The sequence below is a fragment of the Actinomadura sediminis genome (assembly GCF_042675525.1).
GTDB lineage: Bacteria > Actinomycetota > Actinomycetes > Streptosporangiales > Streptosporangiaceae > Spirillospora > Spirillospora sediminis.
In genome coordinates this window covers 1-24785 of record NZ_JBHTJA010000031.1, presented here as the reverse complement: position 1 = coordinate 24785, position 24785 = coordinate 1, and the positions used below count along the sequence as shown (strand labels likewise).

General features: G+C 72.9%; 23 protein-coding genes. 15 read left to right on the top strand and 8 right to left on the bottom strand.

The annotated features are described in order from the left end of the window. Positions 1–43: 43 nt before the first annotated feature. Together ACFQ11_RS17120 and ACFQ11_RS17115 are read right to left on the bottom strand one after the other, a co-directional pair. Complete coding sequence (locus tag ACFQ11_RS17120; RefSeq protein ID WP_378299611.1) at positions 44–1339, bottom strand: ATP-grasp domain-containing protein; 1296 nt, start codon at positions 1337–1339, stop codon at positions 44–46. Positions 1340–1498: 159 nt separating this feature from the next. Next, positions 1499–2314 (bottom strand): VOC family protein, encoded by an 816-nt coding sequence (locus ACFQ11_RS17115; protein ID WP_378299609.1) that lies wholly within the window; start codon positions 2312–2314, stop codon positions 1499–1501. Between the two features lie 344 nt (positions 2315–2658). Here ACFQ11_RS17115 and ACFQ11_RS17110 point away from each other — a divergent pair, with 344 nt between their 5' ends. After that, on the top strand, positions 2659–3267 hold the full coding sequence (locus ACFQ11_RS17110; protein WP_378299607.1) for a GNAT family N-acetyltransferase: 609 nt from the start codon (positions 2659–2661) through the stop codon (positions 3265–3267). A gap of 83 nt (positions 3268–3350) precedes the next feature. On the opposite strand, the gene ACFQ11_RS17105 is transcribed toward ACFQ11_RS17110, so the two are convergent. Continuing rightward, positions 3351–3665, bottom strand: a complete 315-nt coding sequence (locus ACFQ11_RS17105; protein WP_378299605.1) for a helix-hairpin-helix domain-containing protein — start codon at positions 3663–3665, stop codon at positions 3351–3353. A gap of 419 nt (positions 3666–4084) precedes the next feature. Between ACFQ11_RS17105 and ACFQ11_RS17100 the strand changes: the two genes are divergently transcribed. Beyond that, entirely contained in the window at positions 4085–5395 is a 1311-nt protein-coding gene (locus ACFQ11_RS17100) for a DUF2254 family protein (RefSeq protein WP_378299603.1), read from the top strand. 134 nt (positions 5396–5529) lie between these two features. Here ACFQ11_RS17100 and ACFQ11_RS17095 read toward each other — a convergent pair whose 3' ends face one another. Beyond that, positions 5530–6129 carry a TetR/AcrR family transcriptional regulator gene (locus ACFQ11_RS17095; RefSeq protein ID WP_378299601.1) on the bottom strand — a complete coding sequence of 200 codons (600 nt, stop codon included), beginning with the start codon at positions 6127–6129 and terminating at the stop codon, positions 5530–5532. A gap of 70 nt (positions 6130–6199) precedes the next feature. On the opposite strand from ACFQ11_RS17095, the gene ACFQ11_RS17090 reads away from it, so the two are divergent. Beyond that, a complete protein-coding gene (locus ACFQ11_RS17090; RefSeq protein ID WP_378299599.1) occupies positions 6200–7093 on the top strand; it encodes an NADP-dependent oxidoreductase in 894 nt (297 codons plus the stop codon). A gap of 187 nt (positions 7094–7280) precedes the next feature. On the opposite strand, the gene ACFQ11_RS17085 is transcribed toward ACFQ11_RS17090, so the two are convergent. Next, entirely contained in the window at positions 7281–8189 is a 909-nt protein-coding gene (locus tag ACFQ11_RS17085) for a phytanoyl-CoA dioxygenase family protein (RefSeq protein ID WP_378299597.1), read from the bottom strand. Between the two features lie 117 nt (positions 8190–8306). Here ACFQ11_RS17085 and ACFQ11_RS17080 point away from each other — a divergent pair, with 117 nt between their 5' ends. From ACFQ11_RS17080 to ACFQ11_RS17025, 12 genes are all read left to right on the top strand, one after another. Continuing rightward, positions 8307–9005, top strand: coding sequence for a response regulator transcription factor (locus tag ACFQ11_RS17080; protein WP_378299595.1), 699 nt, complete (start codon positions 8307–8309; stop codon positions 9003–9005). Continuing rightward, entirely contained in the window at positions 8992–10719 is a 1728-nt protein-coding gene (locus ACFQ11_RS17075; protein ID WP_378299593.1) for a sensor histidine kinase, read from the top strand. The genes ACFQ11_RS17080 and ACFQ11_RS17075 overlap by 14 nt, the downstream gene beginning before the upstream one ends. A gap of 94 nt (positions 10720–10813) precedes the next feature. Further along, positions 10814–11539 carry a class I SAM-dependent DNA methyltransferase gene (locus ACFQ11_RS17070; protein ID WP_378299591.1) on the top strand — a complete coding sequence of 242 codons (726 nt, stop codon included), beginning with the start codon at positions 10814–10816 and terminating at the stop codon, positions 11537–11539. Between the two features lie 130 nt (positions 11540–11669). Then, positions 11670–12266 (top strand): hypothetical protein, encoded by a 597-nt coding sequence (locus ACFQ11_RS17065; RefSeq protein ID WP_378299589.1) that lies wholly within the window; start codon positions 11670–11672, stop codon positions 12264–12266. A 210-nt stretch (positions 12267–12476) separates the two neighbouring features. Next, positions 12477–13010: a 2,4'-dihydroxyacetophenone dioxygenase family protein gene (locus tag ACFQ11_RS17060; RefSeq protein ID WP_378299587.1), complete on the top strand. Its 534-nt coding sequence runs from the start codon at positions 12477–12479 to the stop codon at positions 13008–13010. Further along, positions 13007–14275 (top strand): MFS transporter, encoded by a 1269-nt coding sequence (locus tag ACFQ11_RS17055; protein ID WP_378299585.1) that lies wholly within the window; start codon positions 13007–13009, stop codon positions 14273–14275. The genes ACFQ11_RS17060 and ACFQ11_RS17055 overlap by 4 nt, the downstream gene beginning before the upstream one ends. Next, the gene (locus tag ACFQ11_RS17050; RefSeq protein ID WP_378299583.1) at positions 14272–15300 is read left to right on the top strand and encodes a 2,3-butanediol dehydrogenase; all 1029 of its coding nucleotides are present in this window, start codon (positions 14272–14274) and stop codon (positions 15298–15300) included. The genes ACFQ11_RS17055 and ACFQ11_RS17050 overlap by 4 nt, the downstream gene beginning before the upstream one ends. A 121-nt stretch (positions 15301–15421) precedes the next feature. After that, on the top strand, positions 15422–16381 hold the full coding sequence (locus ACFQ11_RS17045; protein ID WP_378299581.1) for a helix-turn-helix domain-containing protein: 960 nt from the start codon (positions 15422–15424) through the stop codon (positions 16379–16381). Positions 16382–16420: 39 nt separating this feature from the next. Beyond that, complete coding sequence (locus tag ACFQ11_RS17040; protein ID WP_378299579.1) at positions 16421–17689, top strand: cytochrome P450; 1269 nt, start codon at positions 16421–16423, stop codon at positions 17687–17689. Positions 17690–17757: 68 nt separating this feature from the next. After that, positions 17758–18531, top strand: coding sequence for an acetate uptake transporter family protein (locus ACFQ11_RS17035; protein ID WP_378299577.1), 774 nt, complete (start codon positions 17758–17760; stop codon positions 18529–18531). A gap of 121 nt (positions 18532–18652) precedes the next feature. Beyond that, positions 18653–18853 (top strand): hypothetical protein, encoded by a 201-nt coding sequence (locus tag ACFQ11_RS17030; protein WP_378299575.1) that lies wholly within the window; start codon positions 18653–18655, stop codon positions 18851–18853. Positions 18854–18978: 125 nt separating this feature from the next. After that, the gene (locus ACFQ11_RS17025; RefSeq protein ID WP_378299573.1) at positions 18979–20451 is read left to right on the top strand and encodes an arylsulfotransferase family protein; all 1473 of its coding nucleotides are present in this window, start codon (positions 18979–18981) and stop codon (positions 20449–20451) included. Positions 20452–20512: 61 nt separating this feature from the next. On the opposite strand, the gene ACFQ11_RS17020 is transcribed toward ACFQ11_RS17025, so the two are convergent. The 3 genes from ACFQ11_RS17020 to ACFQ11_RS17010 form a co-directional block, all read right to left on the bottom strand. Beyond that, positions 20513–20938, bottom strand: coding sequence for an RNA-binding S4 domain-containing protein (locus ACFQ11_RS17020; protein ID WP_378299571.1), 426 nt, complete (start codon positions 20936–20938; stop codon positions 20513–20515). A 122-nt stretch (positions 20939–21060) separates the two neighbouring features. Then, positions 21061–22980, bottom strand: coding sequence for a glycoside hydrolase family 3 protein (locus ACFQ11_RS17015; protein ID WP_378299569.1), 1920 nt, complete (start codon positions 22978–22980; stop codon positions 21061–21063). Positions 22981–23196: 216 nt separating this feature from the next. Further along, positions 23197–24225: a DUF2382 domain-containing protein gene (locus tag ACFQ11_RS17010; RefSeq protein WP_378299566.1), complete on the bottom strand. Its 1029-nt coding sequence runs from the start codon at positions 24223–24225 to the stop codon at positions 23197–23199. Between the last annotated feature and the right edge of the window lie 560 nt (positions 24226–24785).

The following is a 24785-nucleotide window of genomic DNA, read 5'->3' as shown; positions in this document are numbered from 1 at the left end:
CTCGTCCCCCAGGTCGATTCGTTCCCTCGGTCGCGCCGTCGCCTCATCGCCCGTTCGGCCCGCTGCCGTCGTCGAAGACGAACCCCAGCGCCTTGACGCACCGGTCGTACTTGTCCTGGAGCTCCTCCTCGCCGGACGCCGCCACGGCGATGTGCGCCAGTTCGTGGCTGTAGCTGTCCTCCGCCTGCGGCGTGTCCGACAGCCGCTGCCCCACGTCCACCAGGGGATGGATGCTCACACCCCCGATCTCCCGCTCGGCCCGCGCGATCTCCTCCGCGCCGGCCCGGTCGCGGACCACACCGTCGGAGAAGCGCCGCAGGTACCACTTGGCGGCCAGCGCGTACGGGCCCTTCCGGTCCGGCAGGCTCGGATCCCTTCCCAGCGCGAGGCCCAGCATGCAGTGGTGGTTGGGCATGCCGTCGACCTCCTCGAAGAGCCGGGCGTGCGACTGCGAGTGGCGCGGGTTGATCTCCAGCAGGCCGACCTCGCCCGTCTCCGGGTCGCAGAAGTACTCGATGCTGAACGTCGAGTCGTCCAGCCCGACCTGCGCGATCACCCGCGTGGAGACGTCCTCCAGCCTGCGCCGCATCTCGGCCGGCAGCCGGGACGGGTACTGGTGGCGCAGGAAGCTGGACCTGCCGGGATACGGGACGGAGTCGAGCAGGCCGTAGACGTGGATCTCACCGTCGCGGACGTACCCCTCGACGGCGGCGCGGGCGCCCGACATCGCCTCCTCCGCCAGGCACGCCTCCCCGCCGACCTCAGCGATCTCCGGCGGCAGGTCGAGCAGCCGCAGCACGTGGTCGAAGGGCTTGCCGAGCCGGCCGATGCCGTCGCGGATCCGCGCGACCGCGTCCCGGAACTGGGCGTCGTCCTCCACATGGAACGCCAGCTCCGAGGACACCGACTTCACCGGCTTCAGCCACATCGGGTAGCGCAGGCCCTCCGGCGGCCGCTCGGCGTTCTCGAGGTCCAGCAGCGCGAAGCGCGGGTACGCGTCGGTCACCTTCTGCTGCTCGAGCCGGCTCCAGTACTTGTGCTCGCACTTGACCACCGCTTCCAGGTCGGGCCCGCGCAGCCCGAACCGGCTGGTCAGGATCGGCACCATGGCGCTGACCGGGAAGTCCCAGTAGCCCACGATCGCGTCGACCGTCCCGTCGAACTCCTCCAGTCGCCGCTGCGCCTTGTCGAGCAGGGCGGCGATGTCGATCTCGCCGTGCAGCAGTTCCTCCGGGTCGAGCAGCGGGTGGAACCGGCACTGGTCGGCGTGCGGGACGTCCAGCAGGGTGTCGAAGTTGTCCTCTTCCAAACCGAGGACGAACACATTGACGGCTTCCATCCAGGGACCTCCTCGCTTCGTCAAGGCGAAGTTGCCTCCTGGCAAAGACCCAAACGTGCGCAATGCCACCACCATCGCCTGGGCCCGGCGGACGAAGTGGTCGCCCGCTCCGGCGGCGTGGTCCGCACGGGAGCGGTGTGGCGGTCGCCGGGCACCCGGTCAGGGACGCCGCTTGCGTTCGGCCATGCTTCCGGGGGCCGGGGTGATGACGTCGATGCGTGCGCCCGTCGGGTCGCTCAGTACCGCGAACCGTCCGGGCGGGATGGTGGTGGGCGGGAGGAGGACGCGGGCGCCCAGTTCGGCGGCCCTGGCCGTGGCGGCGTCGCAGTCGGTGACCCAGATGTACGGGATCCAGTGGGCGGGCGGGTCCCGGTAGCCGGCGCTCCGCAGTTCCTTCAGGGCGACGAGGCCGCCGACGGACCAGTCGCCGACCTTGAAGTTGACGTAGTCGGTGTAGTAGGCGCGGTGGACGGCCCGCCAGCCGAACACCTCGCCGTAGAAGCGGACCGCCTCCTCGGGGTCCTCGCAGGCCAGCTCCGTCCAGCACATCGCGCGGGGCTCGTCGACGACGCCCGCGCCCTCGAGCCGTCCGGGCGTCCAGAGCGCGAAGTCGGCGCCCTGGGAGTCCGCGCAGTGCGCCATCCGCCAGAGGTCGGACACGTCCGTCGGCGGCACCAGTTCCTGCCCGCCCTCGGCGCGGACGGTGTCGAGGGTGCTCGCGAGGTCGTCGGTGTGGAAGTAGCAGGTCCAGGACGGGGGCTCGGTGTCGTCGGCGAGGGCGCGCATGCCCGCGACCTCCGGGCCGCCCACGTCACCGAGCGTGAACACGTGGTAGTCGCCCTGCCCGGGGACGGTCAGCGTGTAGGCGTACCAGCCGAACAGCTCGCAGTAGAAGTGCCGGGACGCCGCGGCGTCCGGGCTGCTCAGCTCCACCCAGGACGGACGGCCGAGGGCGCGTCGGGTCAGCGCGGGCATCGCCCGTCCTCGAAATCGCGCATGTACGCACATTACGTACCTGCGGTCAATCACCATCAACACTGCGTGCGCGGGGCATGCCAAGGCCGTCCAAGCTTTCGCCAATCCTGCGGGCCGGCCGGGGCACCCGGCATGGAGGAGGGCCGACCCGGATGTGGCCGGGGTCACGCCCCCGCGACCTCGTTTACGCTACCTTCAGTATCGAAACCTCGGGTAGCGTAACTGTGCGAGGCCCTGGACCGGCGACCACGAACGGGGCGTGCGGCCGGAACACCGGCGCGGCTCACCGCGGCCCGTCGAGGACGTCCGGCCACATCCGCGGATTCGACCGAAGAAGGGGCACCATGGGGACGGCGGTGCGGACGGCCACCGAGGACGACATCGCGAAGCTGGCCGTGATGCTGGGACGGGCGTTCCAGGACGACCCGGTCGCCCGGTTCATCGAGCCGGACGACGACCGGCGCCGCCGCGTCCTGCCGCGGATCTACGCGATGCAGTTGCGGGGCTTCTTCATCGGCCAGGGGGCGACGGAGGTGATCGTCCTGGACGGGACGGTCAAGGCGGGCGCCCTGTGGAATCCGCCCGGGCGATGGCGGACCCCGGCGCCGACGCAGATCCGCCAGTTCCCCACGGTGCTGCGACTGGCCGGGCGGAACATCGGCCGGCTCGTCTCCGTCTTCGGCGCCGTCGAGAAAGCGCACCCGGCCGAGCCGCACTGGTATCTCGCCGAGCTGGGCACCGCTCCCGACTCACAGAGGACCGGGCTGGGACGCCTGCTGCTGAACTCCCGGCTGGCGCGGTGCGACGTCGCCGGGGAGCCCGCCTATCTGGAGACCCCGGAAGTCAACGTTCCCTACTACGAGCGCTTCGGCTTCCAGGTCAAGGGCGAGATCTCCATCCCTCGTGGTGGCCCAACGGTGTACCCGATGTGGCGGCCCGCAGGAGGGGCATGATCACCCAAGGCAGAAGGAGCACCGCCCCGGCACCCGCCGGCCCGCGCCGCCGCTGACACCCTCGCGGCCGAACAGCCGAATCTCTAGGGGCCTTCGCTACCGGCGGGACGGGGCGCGGCCAGCAGCCGTTTGCGTTCTGGCGTGTAGTGCCACCACGGCCGGGCGGGACGCCCCTCGGCCTGGTCCACCGCGGACATGACGGTGTCGAGCAGGCACGGGTCCAGGGCCTCACCGGATGCCGCTGACATCTGCTCGAACAGCTCGATCGGGTCCCTGCCCGCCAGTTGCGCGCTGCGGGTGATGCCGACGCGTTCGAAGTGACGGGCCACCGCCCGGCCGACGTTGACCAGTTCGGTGAGGTCGGAAGCGTCGCGGTCCGCCCGGTCATGCGCGTTCACGGTGTCGTCTCCTTCGTTGGCAGGCGGTCCTGGTCTGCGAGTTCACCCCAACACCGTGCATCCGACCGGTGTTGACGAGCACGGCGCCGTCCGCCGCCACCGACGGGCCGCGGCCGCTCGCCAGTACCCCACGGCCGGCCCTGCGCCGCCGCCGGACGGGACTCCACAGCGCGGTCGAGCCCCCATCCGCTCGTCGCCACCCCCAGGGTCACCAGGCCGGATGACCTGCGTTGGAGAGACGTCCATGCAGGTCAACGTAGCTACCGCACCGGGTGGCGGTCTTGTAGCAATCGGACACGGCCCGCCCGGCGCGCACCCGTGCCCACGGGTGCGCGCGAAGCCGGGCGTCGCGAGCGGCCCCGGCCGCCTCCCGGTCGCATTCCGTGCCGTGACCAGGCGCGTTGCTAGGCTCGGCTGTCATGCTCGGGACGGTGGGCGGCTGGCTTCGGCGCGGGGGCGAGGTCGTGATCAGCCATATGCGGAGCCGGCTCTGGCCCGTCCCCGTGGCCGTCGCCGCCGTGCTGATCGTCGCGGCGGAGCTTCTGTCGCGGGTCCGCTCGCGGCCGCACGGCGCACTCGCCCGGGGACTGTGGCCGAGCGACATCTCCACGGCCGAGTCCATGTTGAGCCTGCTCGCCAGTTCCTCCCTCACCGTCATCAGCCTGACGATGTCGATGACCCTGGTGGTGCTGCAGCTCGCGTCGAACAACTCGCCGCGGCTCCTGCGCGAGTTCACCAGCGACTTCTCGACCCAGCTCCTGCTCGGCGGCTTCTTCGGCCTCTTCGGCTATTCGCTGGTCGTGCTGCGCAACCTTCCGCCGGAACCGTCCGCGCGGATACCCGCGCTCGCCGTGGGCGTCGCGCTCCTGCTGGCGCTGGCCGTCGTCGCGGGGCTCATCGCGTTCATCGCGTACCTGGTCAGGCTGCTGCGGATCGACCTCGTCATGTCCGAGGTCCGCAACGCGGGGGTGCGGGCGCTGCGGGTCGTGTACGGCCCCACGGGGGCTCCGTTGACGCGCGGGGACGCGCCTCGGGATCCCGGAGTTCCGCTACGGGCCCGGAGGGCCGGGTACGTCCAGTTCATCGACATGGACGAGCTGTTCCGGCACGCGCGGCGAGCCGACTACAGCATCGCGATCGACGTGCGACCGGGCGACCGGGTGCGGCCGGGGCACGTCGTCGGACGCGTGTGGAACGGGCACGGGGACGTGCCGGAAGACCTGCGAACCAAGCTCGCGGACTCGCTCGTCATCGGGGACGAGCGCACCATGGACCAGGACGTCGCGTACGCCTACCGCCAGCTCGCCGACGTGGCCGTCAAAGCCTTGTCGCCGAGCGTCAACGACCCCACGACGGCCACCCACGCGCTCGGCCTGCTGGGCGACCTGCTCGGCGAACGGGCTCGCTACCCCGACGGGTACGGCCGGTTCGCACGGGACGACGGACCCGCCCTCTATCTGCGCGGCTACGACCTGGACGAACTGCTGCTCCTGTCCACCGACCAGATCCTGCGATACGGCGGCGCCGAGCCGGCCGTCGTCTCGGCGATCCTTTCCGTTGTGCGCGACCTCGCCGACTACACCATGACGGACGAACGACGCCGCGACGCCGTGGAACAACTGGTCGCCAGGACGTCGTGGAGCATCGGACGGCACATCGCCGACCCCGTCGTCGCCGACCGGGTCCGCCGCGAGGTCGACGGCACCCGGGCCACGCTGCGAACCGCATAGCGGTCTGGGTCAGGGCAGACCGCTACCGCGCCCCCTCAGCCTGTGTCAGGCGGGAAGACGCGGCCCGTCTCCACGGCCGGGCGGCGATCGCACCGGCCGCGGACGGCTCCCGACGAACCGAGTTCCCGCCCTCCCTACAGTGCGGGGGTGCGGGCGGAGTCCGTGATCGCGGCCTCCCAGGCCGCCTCGATCATGCGGAAGATCTCGTCCACCGCGGCCTCCGGGTCGGGCGCCTCCCGGGCCAGCGAGTAGGCGTCGACCACGAACCTCGCGATCGTCCGGCAGGCCGTCGCGGTCGGCGGCGCGTCGGGGCCGGCCGCGATGGCCGCCGCCAGCGCCTCCGCGTGGCGCAGCCTCATCGACTCCTCGTACTCCCGCAGGGCGGGCGTTTCGTCGATCAGGCGCCAGATCGGGGCGGCGCCCTCAGCCGTGCAATGCCGCACCAAGGCGTGGATCTCGCCGCGCAGCGCGGGGATGAGCGGCTCGTGCGGCGCCCGGCCGGTGGCCGCCCGCGCGAGGCGCTGCTCGAAGTCTTCGTCCCGCTCGAACACGAGGGCCTCTTTCGCGGCGAAGTGGGAGAAGAGCGTGGTGACGGCCACGTCGGCCTCCGCGGCGACGTCACGGACGCCCACCGCGTCGTACCCGCGCTCCAGGAAGAGCCGCAGCGCGGCGTCGGCGATCTTCTGGCGGGTCGCGGCCTTCTTGCGCTCACGGCGTCCGGGCGGCACGGTCATCCCTCAAAGCTACCAGGTACGAAACTGCAACGGTTCCGAAACCGTATCCGCTAGTGTTACGGTCCGTGGCATGAAGAAAGTGAGCTTCGCCGAGTTCGGCGGACCGGACGTTCTGCGGCTCGTGGACGCCGAGGAGCCCCATGCGGGCCCCGGCCAGGTGCGCATCGCCGTGCGGGCGGCGGGCGTGAACGCCGTCGACTGGAGGATCCGTGAAGGCCAGTTCCAGAAGGTGCGTCCGATCGAGCTGCCCGCCGGGGTCGGACTGGACGCCTCCGGGGTGGTGGACGAGATAGGCGTGGGCGTCGAAGGGGTCGAGATCGGCGACCGCGTGTTCGGCGAAGGGGCGAGCACCTATGCCGAGTTCGCCGTGCTGTCGGCGTGGGCCGCGATGCCCGACGGGCTGCCGTTCGAAGAGGCGGCCGGATACCCCTCCGTGGTGGAGACCGCGCTGCGCGTCATCCGCCAGGTCGGCGTGCGGCCCGGGCAGACGCTCCTGGTCAGCGGCGCCTCGGGGGGAGTCGGGTCGGCGGTGCTGCAGATCGCCCGCGACCGCGGCATCAAGGTGATCGGCACCGCCGGGGCCGCGAACCAGGACTACCTGCGCGGCCTGGGCGCCATCGCCACCTCCTACGGCGAGGGCTGGGCCGAGCGGGTGCGGCGGCTCGGCCGCGTCGACGCGGCTCTCGATATCGCCGGCTCGGGGGTGCTCCGCGAGCTCGTCGAGCTGACCGGGGACCCGCAGAGGGTGATCACCATCGCCGATCTCGGCGCGCCCGAGTTCGGCGTCCGCTTCTCCGGCGAGGCCGGAAGCGTGCCGGAAGCGCTCGCCGAGGCCGTCGACCTCATCGCGCGGGGCGCGCTCCACATCCCGGTCGAGAAGTCGTACACGCTCGCCGACGCCGCGGCGGCGCACATCGACAGCCGGGCCGGTCACACGCGCGGGCGCCGCGTCGTCGTCGTCTGAACCCGGCTGCGCGCCGTCCTCCGGCAGAACCCGAGGACGGCGCGCGGGTGGGCGCGCACGATGCCGGAGCCCGCAGGCCCGAACGGGGCCCGGGAAGACCAGCGCGTCGGCCGGCGGGCACGGCATCCTCGGGATGCGGGAGCGTGCGGCGGCGGCGGGCGGCAGCTTGGACGCCTTCGGGACGTGGTCAGCGGAGGTAGTGCTGGGAGTGGTCGAGGAGGCCGCGGGATTTGAGGGCGGCGCGGAGGGGGATCGCGTCGTCCCAGACGCCGGACTCGAGGGTGAAGCCGAAGTGGCTGGCGGCTTCGTCGCCGTCGCCGAGTAGCTGCCGGCGCAGCGGGGTGAGGCCGTTCCACCAGGGGGTGTGGCGGTTGATCGTGACGTCGTCGCGCCAGCGGATCCAGCGGTAGGTGTAGCAGAGGAAGACCATCTTGCGGGTGATGGCCGACAGGTTCGGCGAGCGGGAGTGCCAGAGGCGGCGGTCGAAGAGGAAGGCGTCGCCGGGACGGGCGGAGATCTCGACGGTGCCCGGCGGGCGGGGGTAGTGGCCGTCCGGGCCGGGCTCGGTGCGTTCGAGGGTGTTGCTGTACTGGCTGCCCGGGAGGACGAGCGTGCCGCCGCGGCCCGGCTCGGAGAGGTCGCTGAGCACGTAGGCGACCTTGATGGAGAACATCGGCCGCGGCTCCATGGCGAGGTCGGCGTTCTGGCGGTAGCCGTCCTGGTGCCAGCGCCAGGCGGGCGGTTCGTCGTCGGGGACCGGCGGGTTGACGTCGATGTGGCTGTGGTGGACGTAGATGTTCCAGCCGAGGTGTCCCCACAGGTGGGGGAACGTGGCGGGGAGGTCCAGGAGTTCGGTGAACGCCTCGTCGCGGAACACGGCGCCGAGGGTGTGCATCGCGCCGTGCGGGGACAGGCGGCCGGCGCGCTCCTCGGCGGCGTAGACGCGGTCGACCGCGTTCTCGATCTCGGCCCTCAGGGGTTCGTCGAGCGCGCCGCGGATCAGGAGATAGCCCTGTTCGGCGAAGGCGCGGCGGTCGGCGTCGGTGATGGGCGCGTACCGGTCGACGTACGGACGGGGCGGGGCATCGGTGTGCATCTCGTGCTCCTTCGCGGTGGGGGAACCGGTCGAACACTGAAGCGGGTGACGGTGAAGAACCGTTGAAGATCCCTTGGAGGAGTGATCATCATGCGGAGTGGTTGCTACGGTCCTCCCATGCGCGGCTCCCGGATCCTCGTGGCCGAGGACGATCCGAAGCAGGCCCGGCTCGTCCGGGTGTACCTGGAGCAGGCCGGGCACAGCGTGATCGTCGTCGGTGACGGCCGGGAGGCGCTGGAGCAGACCCGCGCCCGGTCCCCGGATCTGCTGGTGCTCGACGTGATGATGCCCGGGGTGGACGGCCTGGACGTGTGCCGGATCCTGCGCGCGGAGTCGCCCGTCCCGATCCTGCTGCTGACGGCCCGGTCGCGGGAGGAGGATCTGCTGCTCGGCCTCGATCTGGGTGCGGACGACTACGTCACCAAGCCCTACAGCCCGCGGGAGCTGACCGCGCGGGTGCGGGCCCTGCTGCGCCGGGCGGGGGCGTCGGCCGCGGAGGAGGGGCGGGTGCTGCGGGTCGGGGATCTGGAGATCGACCCGGAGCGGTTCGAGGTGCGGGTGGCCGGGCGCCGGGTGGAGCTGACCGCGAAGGAGTTCGGGATCGTGCAGGCTCTGGCGGCCGAACCGGCCCGGGTGTTCACGCGGGCGCAGATCCTCACGCTGGCCTTCGGGTTCGACCACCATGTGCTGGAACGGACCGTGGACGCGCATGTGATGAACCTGCGGCGAAAGATCGAGCCCGATCCGGCCAATCCCGTTTATGTGCAGACGGTGTACGGGCGCGGATATCGGATGGGCCGTGGTGCGGAACGGTAGGCGCCGGTCGCCGCTGCGCCGCTTCCGGGCGCGGGTGTTCGCGCTGATCGTGCTGGTCGCGCTGGTGTCGACCGGGGCGACGGCGTGGCTGACGGCGTACACGACCGGCGAACGCCTCACCGAGTCCGCGGCGGTGGAGCAGGACACCGTGGACACCGTCCACCGCGAGCTGGTCGAGTACGGCACCCTGCACGGGACGTGGGAGGGGGTGGACCGGACGGTCGGGGAACTGAGCGCGCGCACCGGGGAGCGGATCCGCCTCAGCACGCTCGACGGGGTGGTGATCGCCGACACCGACACCCTGGCCGGGCGGACGGCCCGGCCGCCGTCGGCCCGGCCGGCGACCTTCCTGGACGCCCGCCCGCGGCTGGCGGACGAGCCGCCGGCCTGGCGGGACGGCGTCGTCGCGCTGATCGACCACCGGCGGCGGGTGCTGCGCCTGGCGACGTGCCTGACCCGCGACAGCGTCCCGATCGGCCGGGCGGACCTGGGCGACGGCCGCTGGACGGTCGTCGCGAGCGGGCCGGGCGGGGCGTCGGAGTCGATGAAGCGCTGCCTGGCGCGGGGCGGCAGCAGCGCGGACGAGCGGCGCGCGGACGAGCGGGAGCTGAGCGCCTGCCTGGCCTCGCCGCCGCGCGCCGAGGAAACGCCGGTGCGGGACCCGTGGTCCGGCGACGGGGGCCCGTCGCCGCGCTGCGCGGAGCGGGTCTACGCCGACCGGCTGCGGCCGCTGGCGCCGGTCACGCTGAAGCTGGAGCTCGGTTTCCGCGACGAGCGGGTGCGCCCGGTCGCCATCGAGCCGGAGCGGGCGCTGCCCGCGGCGGGGGCGGTGGCGGCGCTGGTGATCGTCTGCACCGTGCTGCTGAGCCGGCGGATGCTGTCGTCGATCGCGGCGGTCGGGCAGGCGGCGCTGCGGCTGGGCTCCGGCGACCTGTCCGGGCGGGTGCGGGTCCGCGGCGACGACGAGATCGCCGACCTGGCCGTCGCGTTCAACCTGATGGCCGACTCCCTGCAGCGCAGCGAGGAGCGGCAGCGGCAGATGATCAGCGACATCGCGCACGAGCTGCGCACGCCGCTCGCCAACATCCGCGGGTACCTGGAGGCGCTGCACGACGGGGTGCTGGCCCCGGACCGCGGGCTGTTCGCGTCCCTGCACGAGGAGGCGGTGCTGCAGCAGCGGCTGATCGACGACCTGCAGGAGCTGGCGCTGGCGGAGTCGGGACGGCTGGTGCTGCACCGCGCGCCGGTGGACGCGGCCGAGCTGCTGGAGACCGTGCGCACCGCGCACCGCGCGATCGCCGAGACGGCCGGGGTGACGCTGGCGGTCCGGGCGCCGGGGGACGGTCCGCCGCCGATCGACGCCGACCCCGACCGGCTGCGGCAGGCGATCGGCAACCTGGTGACGAACGCGGTGCGGGCCACGCCGCCCGGTGGGGCGGTGACGCTCGGCGTGGACGTTCCGGACGATCCGCGGGCGGGCGGCGTCGTCGTCACGGTGGCCGACACGGGCTGCGGCATCGGGCCCGAGGATCTGCCGAGGGTGTTCGACCGGTTCTGGCGGGCGGACGCGGCGCGCGGCCGCGACACCGGCGGCCGCGGGCTCGGCCTGGCGATCGCGCGCGAGATCGTCCTCGCGCACGGCGGCTCGCTCACGGCGGAGAGCACGCTGGGGGCGGGCTCGACCTTCACCATCCGCCTCCCCGCCGCCCGCTGAGCACCGCGCACACCGATCCCCGCGCACACCGATCCCCGCTCCGGTCCTCCCGCACGACCGGCCGTGCGGGTCCGGGCGGAAGTACGCTTGGCGAGTGTTCTCCCCTCAGGGCCCGTCGCTGCGCGAGCTGGCGGTGCAGGCGCTCTCCTCGGTCGAGCGCGGTTACGACCTGCTCGCCCCGAAGTTCGACCACACGCCGTTCCGCACCCCCGACCGCGTCCTCGACGCGACCGCCGAGGCGTTGCGCCCGCTCGGCCCGTTCGGTGACGGACTGGACGTGTGCTGCGGCACCGGCGCGGGCGTCCGGGCCCTGGCGCCCCTGTGCCGGGGGACGATCACGGGCGTCGATTTCAGCGCCGGCATGCTCGCGCAGGCGCGGCGGGCGCGTCCGGACGCCGCGTGGGTGCGGGCGGACGTGCGGGAGCTGCCCTTCGGCGCGGCGTTCGACCTCGCGGTGACCTTCGGGGCGCTCGGGCACCTGCTGCCCGCCGAACGTCCCGCGCTCTTCGCCGGGGTGCACCGCGCCCTGCGGCCCGGCGGGCTCTTCGCGTTCCCCCTCGGCGCACCGCCGCCGCCCACGTCGGTCCTGTACTGGGCCCTGCTCGGTTTCGACGCGGCCATGCGGATCCGGAACGCCGTGTGGCGTCCCCCGTTCGTCATGTACTACCGCACCTGCCCGCTGGGCGCCGTCCGCGACGATCTGGCGGCCGCGGGCTTCACCGTGACGACCGTCCCGCTGGCGTCCCTCGGACGGCGCGGGGACGGCGCCCCGCGGGGCCGCCTCGTCCTCGCCCGCAAACCGCGCACGACCGGGGCCTGAGGCGGAACCGGGACCGCCCGGCGGGCCGGGTGAATCGTTTCTTTGCCGGGCGAGGCCGGTTTGGACCGGGCTGGCCGGGTACGGATTTGCCTGAAATATTGGCATATCACCTGGTCAGGGAGGGGTTCTCATGACTGGGAAGATGCGGGCTCCCCGCAGCCGGGGCATGCTCAGCGGGCTTCTGCTGGTGCTCCTGGCGCTGTGGGGCGGACTCATTCCGTTCATCGGGCCGTACTTCGACTTCGGCTTCGGGTCGAGCGATCCGTGGGTCTACTCCAACGACTGGCTGGTGCTCTCGATCCTTCCGGCGATCGCCGTGGGGCTGGGCGGGCTGATCCTCATGTTCGCCGCGAACCGGCCCGCCGCCATGTTCGGCGGCTGGCTGGCGGCCCTCGGCGGGCTGTGGTTCGTCGTGGGCACCACGATCGCCGGGCTCTGGAACATGGGCGTGGGGGCGCCGCTCGGCGGCGAGGCGCGCCGGATCACCGAGCAGCTGACCTTCTTCGACGGTCTCGGCGCGGTGATGATCCTGCTGGCGGCGCTGGCACTGGGCCGGTTCCTGGTGGTCGGCGTGAAGGAGGCACGGCGGGAGGAGGCCGAGCGGCGTCCGGTGGACGACCGCGGGGGTCCCGAGTACACCGCCGTCCCGGCGCAGCACAAGCGGCACTTCCACATCGGCAGGCAGAAGGCGGGCTCCGGCGCGGGCAAGGCCTCGCGCAGGGAGTGACGCCGGGCGGCCCTCGGACCGGACGAGTGCGCGCCGCGGCCCGCGACGCCGCCCGGCGGCAGGTCCCGCCGGGCGGCGTTCGCGTGCGGACGGCCGCATGGATGTCCGAAATGTGCAAGATGTGACGTCCGCCACGGGAAAGACGGGGGCGGGGCGACCGGGGTTCACTCGCGGGCAACGCAGGGACCCCGATCCGTAAGGAGACGTCACATGCCCGAGGCCCCGAAGTCGGAGTTCTGGAAGGACCTCAAGCCGATCGAGAACTCCCAGAAGCCGGACGCGCTGCCCGAGGTCTACCTCTCGAAGGTCGCCACCGACGACGACCGGTACTACGTGCCGTTCACCGAGACGGTCGGGTCGCGGCCGCTGTGGATCAACGTGAAGGACAACTCCTGGTCGGACGTCCTGCGCGCCAAGGAGGCCGGCCTGGTGAACCGGCACTACCACCCGCACGAGGTGTTCGCGTACACGATCTCCGGCAAGTGGGGGTACCTGGAACGCCCCTGGACGGCGACCGCGGGCGACTTCGTCTACGAGGCGCCCGGCGAGGGCCACACGCTGGTCGCGTACGAGAGCGACGAGCCGATGAAGACGCTGTTCATCGTCAAGGGCCCGCTGATCTGGCTGGACGAGAACGGCGACCCGGACGGCTTCTTCGACGTGCACGACTACATCGACATGTGCCGGGCGCACTACGAGAAGGTCGGGCTCGGCGCCGATTACGTGAACTCCCTGTTCCGATGAGGGCCGGGGCCGCCCCGAGCGCGGACAGGTACGAGAACCGGCTGCTGCTCATCCTGTTCCTGGCGTTCGGTTTCGTGTTCTTCGACCGGCAGGCGCTGGCGTTCCTCGCCCCGTACATGGACGAGGACTTCGGCCTGTCGAACTCCGAGCTGGGCGTCCTGTCGGGCGTGCTGGCGCTGACGTGGGCACTGGCCGGGATGTTCGCCGGGAACCTGTCGGACCGGCTGGGCCGCCGCAAGCCGATCCTGATCGGCGCGGTGCTGCTGTTCTCGCTGTTCTCATCGGCGTCCGGGCTGATGACCGGGTTCGCGGGACTGCTGCTGGCGCGCGCGCTGATGGGCGCCGCCGAGGGCGCGGTCCTGCCGATGGCGCAGTCGCTGATGGTGGACGCGTCGCGGGAGTCGCGGCGCGGGCTCAACATGGGCGTCCTGCAGGGCTCGTCGGCGGGCCTGCTCGGCGGGATCGTCGCTCCGGTCGCGGTGGTGTGGCTGGCCGAGACGTTCGGGTGGCGGACGGCGTTCTTCGTGACGATCGTCCCCGGCATCGTGATCGCGGGGTTGATCGCGAAGTTCGTCCTGGAACGTTCGCCCCGGTCGGTGGCGGCCGAGCAGGCGGCCGGCGCGCCCGCGAAGCGGCCCAAGGTCCCGATCCGGGACGTCCTGCGCATGCGGAACGTCGTGATCTGCATGCTGATCGCACCCTGCTACCTGACCTGGTTCGTCACGCTCATCACGTTCACCCCGAAGTACCTGACGGACGAGAAGCACTGGAGCCCGGGGACGATGAGCGCGGTCATGACCTGCCTCGGCGTCGCCTGGGTGCTGTGGGGGTTCGCGACCCCGGCGATCTCCGACCGGATCGGCCGCCGGCCGGCACTGATCGGGTTCACGGCGCTGGCGGTGTGCTGCCCGCTCGCGGTGGTGCACGTGGAGAGCCCGGTACTGCTGGGCGCCCTGCTGATCCTGACCTACACCGGTCTGGGGTGCTTCACGCTGTTCATGGCGACGATTCCGGCGGAGACGGTGCCGAAGGCGGCGCTCGCGACCGCGCTCGGCGTGATCATGGGCGTGGGCGAGCTGGCCGGCGGGTTCCTCGGCCCGCTGGTGGCGGGCCGGGCATCGGACGCCTGGGGCCTGCAGGCCGCGATGTTCATCGCCGCCGGGGGCGCCGCGCTCGTGGTGGCGCTGTCGTTCGCGCTGCGGGAGACCGCACCGGCGGTGCTGCGGCGGCGGGCGGGCGCGGAGACGGCGGAGGCGGTCGCGTGAGGGCGGCGGTCTGGCACGGGGCGCGGGACGTGCGGGTCGAGGACGTCCCGGTGCCCTCGCCCGGCCCGGGCGAGGTCGCGATCGACGTCGCGTACTGCGGCATCTGCGGCAGCGACCTGCACGAATACCTCGACGGCCCGCACGCCCTGCCCGTCCGGGCACCGCATCCGGAGTCGGGGCGGACGGCGCCGCTGACGCTGGGGCACGAGTTCTGCGGGACGGTCGCGGATGTCGGCCCGGACGTCGCCGGGATCGGCCGGGGCGACCGGGTGGCCGTCGAGCCGCACTACCGCTGCGGGGCGTGCGCCCGCTGCCGCGCGGGCGAGTACAACCTGTGCCGGCACTTCGGGTTCGCCGGGCTGATGGGCGACGGGGGGCTCGCGGAGCGCGCGGTCGTCCCGGCGTACATGGCGCACGTGCTGCCGGACGGCGTGTCGCTGGAGCAGGCGGCGGTGTTCGAGCCGGCGGCGGTGGCGCTGCACGGGGTGCGCCGGTCCGGGCTGCGGGACGGCGAGACGGTCGCGGTGGCCGGGCTCGGCCCGATCGGGCTGCTGGTGGTGCGGCTGGCCGCCCGGTACGGGGCGGGACGGGTCGTCGCGTGCGACCCGTCCCCGGCCAGGCGGGCGCTCGCGCTGCGGTTCGGCGCGGCCGAGGCGGTGGACGCCGGGGCGCTCCCGCCGGGCGCGGCGGACGTCGCGTTCGAGGCCGTCGGGCTGGAGGCGACGCTGCGGGACTGCCTCGCCGCCACCCGGCGGGGCGGACGGACCGTGCTGCTCGGCCTCGGCGGAACGCTCACGATCGACGGGTTCGCGCTGGTCAACGAGCAGAAGTCGATCGTCCCGTCGGTCGGGTACGCGGGCTGCCATCCGGAGCTGATCCGGCTGGTGGCCGAGGAGGGGATGGACTTCACGCCCATCGTGACCTCGACGATCCCCCTCGGGGACGTCGTGTCCGCCGGTTTCGAGGCGCTCACCGCGGCGGACGCGCACACGAAGGACGAGATCAAGGTGCTGGTGCGGCCATGACCGGGCGCGACGGGAGAAACGAGGCGTCCGCACCCGGTCCGTTCGCGGGACGGCGGGTTTATGCTCCACACCACGACCTGCTCCCGCGCCCCGCCGGACCGAGCCAGGGAGGAGCGATCCCATGCCGGCCTCCGCCGTACCGATCTCGCAGACGACCACCGAGAACGTCGACCCGCGCGAACGGATCGAGTTCTGGGAGGAGTACAACCGCAGGGAGCTCGTGGGGCTGTCCTGCACGTCGTACTCCGAGCAGGGGCTGCTGGCGCGGCAGTCCAACTTCCAGCTGGACGGGGTCCGGCTCGCGCACATCAGCGGGAACGCGCACGCGATCGAGCGCAGCCCGCAGATGGCGCGGTCCGCGCCCAAGGACTCGGTGTTCGCGACGCTGCTGGTCAAGGGCGAGGCGGTGTTCCTGCACGAGCACGGGGCGCTGGCCGCGAGCGCGGGCGACCTCGTCGTCTACGACACGCGCCGCCCGTACCTGTTCGGGTTCTCGTCGTCGATGCGGCAGTTCCTGCTGGACGTGCCGCGCGCGCTGTTCGTCGAGACCTGCATGGCGGGCGGCGTCCCGGCCCCGATGCTGTTCGGGCGGGGGTCGGCGCGCGAGGGCGAACTGGTCGTGGCGTTGCGGTCGGTCCTGGACGAGCCCGCGGCGGACGCGCCGGACGGCACGCGCGACGCCGCGCTCGACCTGATCCGGCTGCTCGCCGCCGAACGTTCCGGGGACCGTCCGGCGCCCGCCGCGTACCAGACGCAGCTGATCCTCGCGCAGGACCACATCGAGCGGAACCTGCACGATCCGGGCCTCACGCCCGGGCGGGTCGCGGCGGTGCTGGGCGTGTCGGCGCGGCACCTCGGGCGGATCTTCGAGTCGGCGGGCACCACGCCGTCCCGGCACATCCTGGAGCGGCGCCTCCAGCGCGCCCACGGCGAGCTGACGGGGCCGGGCGCCGCCGGACGCACCATCGCGGACGTCGCGTACCGGTGGGGCTTCTCCAGCCAGGCCCATTTCGCACGCGCGTTCCGCGCGCGTTTCGGCCGTACCCCCAGCGAGACGAGGGCGTTTGCGAACCCGTGGTGAGGGGATGCGGCGCCCATGCGCCGACCTCACCGTCTGATCTTGGACAACACCTTCCTCCTGCTGGCCGAGGGGTACGCGTGGCTGCCCGGCCTGTTCCGGGGCACCGACCGGCCGGCCGTCCGCACCCGGCTGCTGGGCAAGCCCGCGGTGGCGCTGCGCGGACCGGAGGCCGTGCGGTTCTTCTACGACGACGACCACGTGAAGCGGCGCACGGCCCTGCCGGAACCCGTGCTCAGCACGCTGTTCGGGCACGGGGGCGTGCAGACGCTCGACGGGCACGCGCACCGTGTCCGGAAAGAGATGTTCGTGACCCTGCTTGAGGACCCGGAAGGCGTCGAGGGGCTCGTCGCGCACGTCCGGGCGGCATGGGACGAGCTGGTGCGGTCGTGGGAGGAGCGTTCCCGCACCGTGGTGTTCGACGAGGCGAGCCGGGTGCTCGCGCGGGGCGTGTGCCGGTGGGCGGGCCTGCCGCTGAACGACGCGGCCGCCGACCATCTCGCCCGCGACGTCACCGCCATGGTCGACGGGTTCGCCACGCCCGGCCCCCGGCACTGGCGGGCGCGGGCGGCGCGGCGGCGGCAGGAGGCGTGGGTCGCGGGCCTGGTCAGCGAGGCGCGGGCGCGGTCGTACGCGGAGGGCGGCGGGCCGCCCGCGCGGTCCGCGATCGCCGTGGTCGCCCGGCACCGGGACGCGGACGGGCGGCCCCTCGACCCCCGCACGGCCGCGATCGAGCTGCTGAACATCGTCCGTCCGACGGTGGCGGTCGCCTGGTTCGTCACGTTCGCGGCGCACGCGCTGCACCGGTGGCCGGAGCATCGCGAGCGGCTCGCGTCGGGGGACGACGCGTTCGCGACGGCCTTCGCGCACGAAGTGCGGCGGTTCTACCCGTTCGCCCCGTTCGTCGGGGGTGCGGCGGTCCGCGGCATGCGGTGGCGCGGGGAGAAGATCCGCGGCGGGTCGCTCGTCCTGCTCGACCTGTTCGGGCAGAACCACGACCCGGGCCTGTGGGACGAGCCGTACCGGTTCGACCCCGGCCGGTTCGCCGGCGTCGACCCGGACCCGGACGTCCTCGTCCCGCAGGGCGGCGGCGACCCCCGCACCGGTCACCGCTGTCCCGGCGAGACGATCACCGTCGAGGTGCTGAAGTGCCTCGCCGTCCGGCTGGCGCGCCTGCACTACCACGTGCCCCCGCAGGACCTCGCCGTCCCGCTGCGGCGCGTCCCGACCCGGCCCCGCAGCGGGTTCGTCATCGCGGGCGTGCACACGGCCCCGGCCCCGCGCGGCACGGGTGCTCACCGTGCGTCATGAGCACCTGTTTGACCTGCGAAATCTAGGTTAGAAGGGGTGAAAGCTCTCCAATTCCGAAGGGGGAAGTCATGGCGGAACGGAGAGAGACCTCGGCGCACGCGGCTCCGGGGGGCCGCGACGTCGAACAGGACGAGTTCCACGTCTGGGAGGACCGGACGCGGGTGTTCCTGCAGCCGGTCGCCGCGCCGTCCATCCTCGGGCTGTTCGGGTTCGCGGGCGCGACCATGATGGTCGGCGCCTGGCAGGCGGACTGGTACGGGAATCCGACCACACCGCTGGTGCTGTTCCCGTTCGTCCTCATGTTCGGGGGGCTGGCGCAGTTCCTGGCGGGCATGTGGTCGTACCGGGCCCAGGACGGCCTGGCCACGGCCATGCACGGCATGTGGGGCGCCTTCTGGCTGGCATGGGGGCTGATGTGGCTCATGGTGTCCGCGGGCGTGTTCCCCGTCGAACTCGTCCCCGCCTTCGGTGAGTCGAACGCGGCGTTCGCGTTCTGGTTCGTCCCGCTGGCCGTCATCACCGGCTTCGGCGCGTTCGCCGCGCTCGGCCGGAACATGATGCTGACGCTGCTGCTGGCGGCGCTGGCCGTGGGAGCGGGGTTCACCGCGGCGGGGTTCTTCGCCGGATCGACCTGGCCGCTGCGCATCGGCGGCTGGCTGTTCGTGGTGTCCGCGGGGATCGCGGTCTACACGGCGGCGGCGATGATGATGGAGAACACCGTCGGGCGTACCGTCATGCCGCTCTTCAAGACCCGCCGGGGCAAGTACGTCCCGGAGGGGCCCGGCCCCAGCAAGCCGCTGGAGTACCGGTACGGCCAGCCGGGCGTCAAGATCGGCCAGTGACCCGTCCCGGCCCCCATGCCGCTCCCTCCGGGGTGCGGCATGGGGTCCCCTTTGTCCGCTTTACCGTCCCGCTCCCCTATCCTGGGCCGCACACGACCCACGAGGCCCAGGGGGAGCGGGAATGCCGATCAAGGTCCGGCGGACGGCACGGCGTGCGTGGCGGCGGGTCGCCCGGGCCTACCTGCAGGCCTGCGCCCGGGACGACGCGGCCGGCCGCGGCGTCCAGGTGCCGAGCGGGGTGTGGGTCTGCGACCGCTGCGAGCACGCGGTGCTCGAACTCGCGGCGTTCCGCGAGCACCTGCGCGTCGTCCACGCCCTCTGACCCGCACCGGGCGATGATCGTCAGACCGCCCCTCCCACCGGGACGGCGGTCTGTGGCAGGATCTGATCACGATTTCATGGTCATTTCTCATCATTTATTGAGACTCATCGCATAGAACCGGATACATGCGCTTCACACGTCGAAGGTTCCTGGTCCTGGGCGGCGCCGTCGGGCTCACCGGCGGGGCGGCACTGGTCAGCGGCACGGGCTCCCTGCGCGGGGCCGAGGCACCGGCCGCGGCGGCGACCGGCCCCTACGTGACCATGCCCGAGCTGCGGCCCCCGCGGATGACCGCGCGCCGCGGCGGCGTCCCCGAGCAGGGCCTGCTCTTCCTCGGCCCGTTCCGCGGGACGGCGCACGCCGACGGGCTGATCGTCGACGACGAGGGCGAGCCCGTCTGGATCCAGCCGTCCCAGCAGACGATCACGGACCTGCGCGTCCAGACCTTCCAAGGACGGCCCGTCCTCACCTACTGGGAGGGCGAGCGCCGCACCGGCGGCTACGGCTGGGGCAAGGGCGTCATCCTCGACGACTCCTACCGGAAGATCGCCGAGGTGCGCGCGGGCGGCGGCGCGGACGTCCACGTCGACCTGCACGAGTTCCAGCTCACCGACCGCGGCACCGCGCTGATCGTCGCGTACCCGCTGGTCCGCGCCGACATGCGCGCCATCGGCGGACCACCGGACGGGCACGTGTTCGACAACCGCGTCCAGGAGATCGACGTCCGGACGGGCCGGGTCCTGTTCGACTGGAGCGCCCTAGAGCACATCGACATCGCCGAGACCGTCACCCCCCTCGCCGACAACGCCGACGGGACGGACGGCAAGCCGTTCGACCCCGTGCACGTCAACTCGGTCGAGGCCGACGGCGACGCCCTCCTGCTCTCCGCCCGCAACACCAGCGCCCTCTACCGGATCGACCGCAGGACCGGGAAGGTCCTGTGGCGGCTCGGCGGCACCCACGGCGACTTCGACCTCGGCGAGGGCGTCGAGTTCAAGTGGCAGCACGACGCCCGCCGCCGCCCCGACGGGACGATCACGCTGTTCGACAACGCGATCACCGAGGCCGAGACCGGCTCGTCCCGCGGCATCATCATCAGGGTCGACGAGCGCGCCAAGCGCGCCGAACTCGTGTGGGAGTACACCGACGGCGCCACGTTCGCCCACTACATGGCGAACATGCAGATCCTCCCCGGCGGCAACGTGCTCCTCGGCTACGGCTCGACCGCCTCCGTCATCGAGTACACCCCGTCCGGCGAGGTCGTCCTCGAACTCAAGACGGGCCAGTCGTCCTACCGCGCGTACCGCCACGAGTGGACCGCCCGGCCCGGCACGCCGCCGCTCCTCGCGGCCCGCTCCACGGCGAGCGGCATGCGCCTGTACGCGAGCTGGAACGGCGCCACCGAGGTCGCGGCGTGGCGGTTCCTCACCGGCCCCGAGTCGTCCCGGCTGACCACCGCGGCGACCGTCCGCCGCGCGGGCTTCGAGACGTCCGCGCACGTCAAGCGGGCCGCGACCGCCGTCGCCGTCGCGCTCGACGCGAACGGCGCCGAACTCGCCCGCTCCGCCCCCCTCAACAGGGGCAGCAAGGTCGCCTGACCGGCGCGCCCGCCCGGCGGCCGGGTCACGCCCGGCGGCCGGGTCACGCCCGGCGGCCGGGTCACGGGCGGCGCTCGCGCCGGGCGGCCCGGGCGCTGCTCGCCAGCGCGCCGTCGCCGAGCGCGCGGAGCCGGTCGAGCTCGCGGCGGTCGCGCTTGGTGGGACGTCCCGCACCGCGCTCCCGCCGGGCCACCGGCATGAGCGCCTCGCGCGGCGGCGGAGGCGGGCTCTTGTCGATCAGGCATTCGGCCGCGACCGGCGCCCCGACCCGCTTGCGGATGACCTTCTGCACCACCACGATGCGCTCGCGCCCATCGAGCCGGAGCCGGATCTCGTCGCCCGCCCGCACCGTCGTGGCCGCTTTCGCGCGCTCGTCGTTGACCCGGACGTGCCCCGCCTTGCACGCCGCCGTCGCCTGCGACCGCGTCTTGATCAGCCGCACCGACCACAGCCAGAGGTCGATCCGCACCGACCCGTCTTCTGCCATGGTGACGACTGTAGCCAAGCACCCGCCCCGCCGGTCACCCCGTTTTCCCCGTCCCGCGCGGCGTGGACGCCGCGCGGCGGGCGGGGCCGGCCGTCCGGGAGACGGCCGGCCCCCGGGTCAGGTCAGCGGGTCCGGGTGCGGAGGCCGTGGCCGTAGGGGAACAGGGGGTCGTAGCCGCGGTCGCCGATGTTGATCGGTTCCTGGGCTTCGGTGCGCGGCCAGGAGACGGGGAGCCTGCCGGTGAAGGGGCGGCGGCCGAACAGGACGTCGGCCACCCCGGCGCCCTCGCTGCCGGGCAGCCAGGACATGACGAACGCGTCCATCTTCGGCAGGAGGTCGGTGACGATCTGCGGGCGTCCCGCGACGTCCAGGACGACGCAGGTCTCGATGGCGGCGCAGACCTTCTCGACGTTCGCGCGGTCGGCGGCCGAGAGGTTCAGCGTGTGGCCGTTGCCGACGTCGCCGACGCCCTCGGCGTACGGGGTCTCGCCGACCACGACGACGCCCACGTCGGCGCCGTCCATGGGGGCGGACGCGTCGGCGCTGTAGGTGACGTCGCCGGCGTACCGCTCGATGCCCTCGAGGATCGTGGTGCCGGGGATGATGTCGCCGGACTCCCCCTGCCAGGTGACGGTCCAGCCGCCCGCCTGGTTGCCGATGTCGTCGGCGTTCGTCCCGGCGACGTAGAGGGCGTCGCGGCGGTCCAGCGGGAGGGCCCGGTCGTCGTTCTTCAGCAGCACCTGCGACTTCGCGACGGCCTCGCGGGCGACGGCACGGTGCTCGCGGGAGCCGATCTCGGACGCGTTGGAACGGTCGGTGTAGGGGCGCTCGAAGAGCCCCAGCTCGAACTTGGCGGTGAGGATGCGGCCCACGGCGTCGTCGATGCGCGACATCGGGACGCGGCCCGCCTCGACCTCGGCGATCAGCGTCGCCACGAACCGCGGGGCGCTGTAGGGCTCCATGAACATGTCGACGCCCGCGTTGACGGCCGTGCGGACCTGCGTCGGGAAGTCGCCCGGGATCTGGTGGATCGCCTCCCAGTCGCTGATCAGGAAGCCCTCGAAGTCCATTCCCTTCTTGAGGACGTCGGTGAGGAGCTCCTTGTGCGCGTGCATCTTCACCGGGTCGCCGACGCCGTCCTCGGTCCAGTCGACGCTGGAGAAGGACGGCATGATGCTGCCGACGTCGTACTTCTTGATCGCCCGGACGTACGGGACGAGGTTCGTCTTCCAGAAGGAGCGGCGGTCGGTGACCGTGACGCCCTGGTCGATCGTGTACGTGCCGGTGGTGGACGAGCCGAACCTCGTGTCGCCGTCGCCCGCGTAGTGCTTCACGGTGGCGAGGACGCGCTCGGGGTCGTCGAGGTCACGGGACGGGCGGCGGCCCTGGTAGCCCTCGACGGCGGTGGTCATGCGGGTGACGAGGGCGGGGTCCTCGCCGAAGCTCTCGTAGGTGCGTCCCCAGCGGACGTCCCGGGTCACGCAGACGCACGGGGCGAACGTCCACTGCGGGCCGGTCGCGCGGGTCTCCGCGGCGGTGATCTCGGCGGCCCGCCGGACGAGGCCGGGGTCGCGGGCGGCGCCGAGGCCGATGTTGTGCGGGAAGACGGTGGCGCCGACGAGGTTGTTGTGGCCGTGGACCGAGTCGACCCCGTACAGCAGCGGGATCTTCAGGCGGGTGCCGAGGGCGCGGGACTGGAAGCCGTCGACCATGTCGGCCCAGCCCTCGGGGGTGTTGGCGGCGGGCGTGGAGCCGCCGCCCGACAGGACGGAGCCGAGCCCGAGGCGGGTGATCATCGCCGGGTCGCCGGCGACGGCGCCGCGTTCGGCCTGGGTCATCTGGCCGGCCTTCTCGGCGAGGGTCATCCGGCCGAGCAGGTCGTCGACGCGCTTCTCAACGGGCAGGCGGGGGTTCAGGTAGGGGGCGGTCCGCTCCTGGGCCACCGCGGGCTGGGCCGCGATGGCGGACGGCACGGCGGCGGTGACCGCCAGTGCGATCACGGTCCGCCCGATCCGGGTGGCGGTTCCGAGGGGGTGTCGCAAGTCGTCCCTCCGTGGGTCGCTTCCGCGACGCCGCGCGGCCCGGCGGGCCGCGCGGCCGGCGACCGGGGGGCACGGCTCGCCCGGACGGCCGTGCGCCCCGCACCGGCTCCGCGTCACCGCGAAGGTCCCCCGAGGGAGATCATCTGTCAAGAAGGGAGGCGCGTGCGGAGCACGGGACGGCGTGGCCGGAGTCGGCCGCCGCCGTCCCGGACCGGGTCAGCCCTTCCGGCCGCGCCCGGACGCGTCGGACGTGCCGGTGTCGCCCTCGCGGGTCACCTCGACGCGCTCCTTGCGCAGCTCGCTGCGGACGGTCTGCTCGTCCTGCACCTGCTCGGTGCGGACCCGCACCCGCTCGACCGGCACCGCCTGCTTGGTCACGACCGGCCGCTCCTCGTAGAGGACGATCTCCTTGTCGTCCTCGGTGATCGTCACGCGGGTGCCCGGCTGCACGTCGGTGATCGCCTCGCGGTCGATCTTGACCTCGTCGTGCGAGCACGGCACCGTCCGCTCGACCGTCTCCGTCTCGATCCACTTGCGCACCCGGACCCGTCCGGCCTCGTGCCGCTCGGTGCCGATGTGGATCTGCTCCTCGCAGCGGACGATCTCGGTCAGCGGGCTCTCGGCGGACGTGTCGGCCTCCGTGCGGGCGCGCTGCTCGGGCATCGTGCGCCCGGCGGTCGTGCCGGGGGCCGTGCGTCCGGCCTGCTCGCCGCGCTTCGTCCGGTCGGGGCGGACGGCCATGCCCGCGGCGCCCGCGGTCCCGCCGGTGCCCTCGACGCCCGCGGTGCCGGTCGTCCCGGACGGCCCGGCAGGCGCCGACCGTCCTTCCGTGCGGCCCTCGGCGGGCGCCTCGGCGCGGCCGGTGGCGGCGCGGCCGGTGTCGGGCGTGCGGCCCTGCTCGCCGGTCTCGCCGCCGGTGCGGCCGCCGGACGGGGGACGCACGCCGTAGTGCCGGTACAGGTCGACGATCTGCGCGTGCGACAGGTGCTCGTCGGCGTCGACGTTCGGGGCGCCCTTGATGGTCTCCTTGTCGTAGGGGACCTGGAGCATGTCCCCCTCCTTGTGCGCGCCCGTCAGCGGGACGAAGCTCTCCCGCATCCCGAACCAGCCGGTGTGCACGGTGATCCACTCCGGGTCCCCGGAGTCGTCGTTCAGGTAGACCTGCTTGATCGTGCCGACCTTGGTCCCGTTGGTGTCGGAGACGCTCGTTCCCATGAGCTCCCGCACCTGTGTCTGCGTCTGCACGTTGAACACCTCCGCTTCCGCGACCGCGTCCGGACGGCGGGGCGGCACGCCCCTGCCGGTGCGGCGGTGCGCCCGGCGAGCGTCACTCGGCCGCGGCGATTGCGAAATCGGGCGCCGGCGCCGGGCCCCGGTGCCCTTCGTTGTGGTTGATACCGAGTTGCCGGATTCCATGAGGGGGTAACCGCACGGGACGCCGGTAAACCTGTTTACGTGACTCTCAGTGACTATCTACCAGATTCTTACCCGTCGCTCCCCTGCGCGAACGCCCGCAAGTTCGACGGAACGTCACCGTGAATGAAAACCACAAAGGCGACGAACCGCCATTTATGGATCGCGATAAAAGCCCGGATGGAGATCATTTTATGAAGCGGCAGTTTCCCTTTTCCCGTGTCACGCAACACTCTCGACGGGAGCGCCCGGTGATCGGAGCGCGCGGACGCCTGCGACACATCGGAGATCTGGTATGGACGACTTCTCACCCGCGACCCGCACCGGCGGCGGGCGCGGGCACCCGCGCGGGCGCGTCCCGGCCGCCCGACGCACGCGCGCCGCACGGGCCG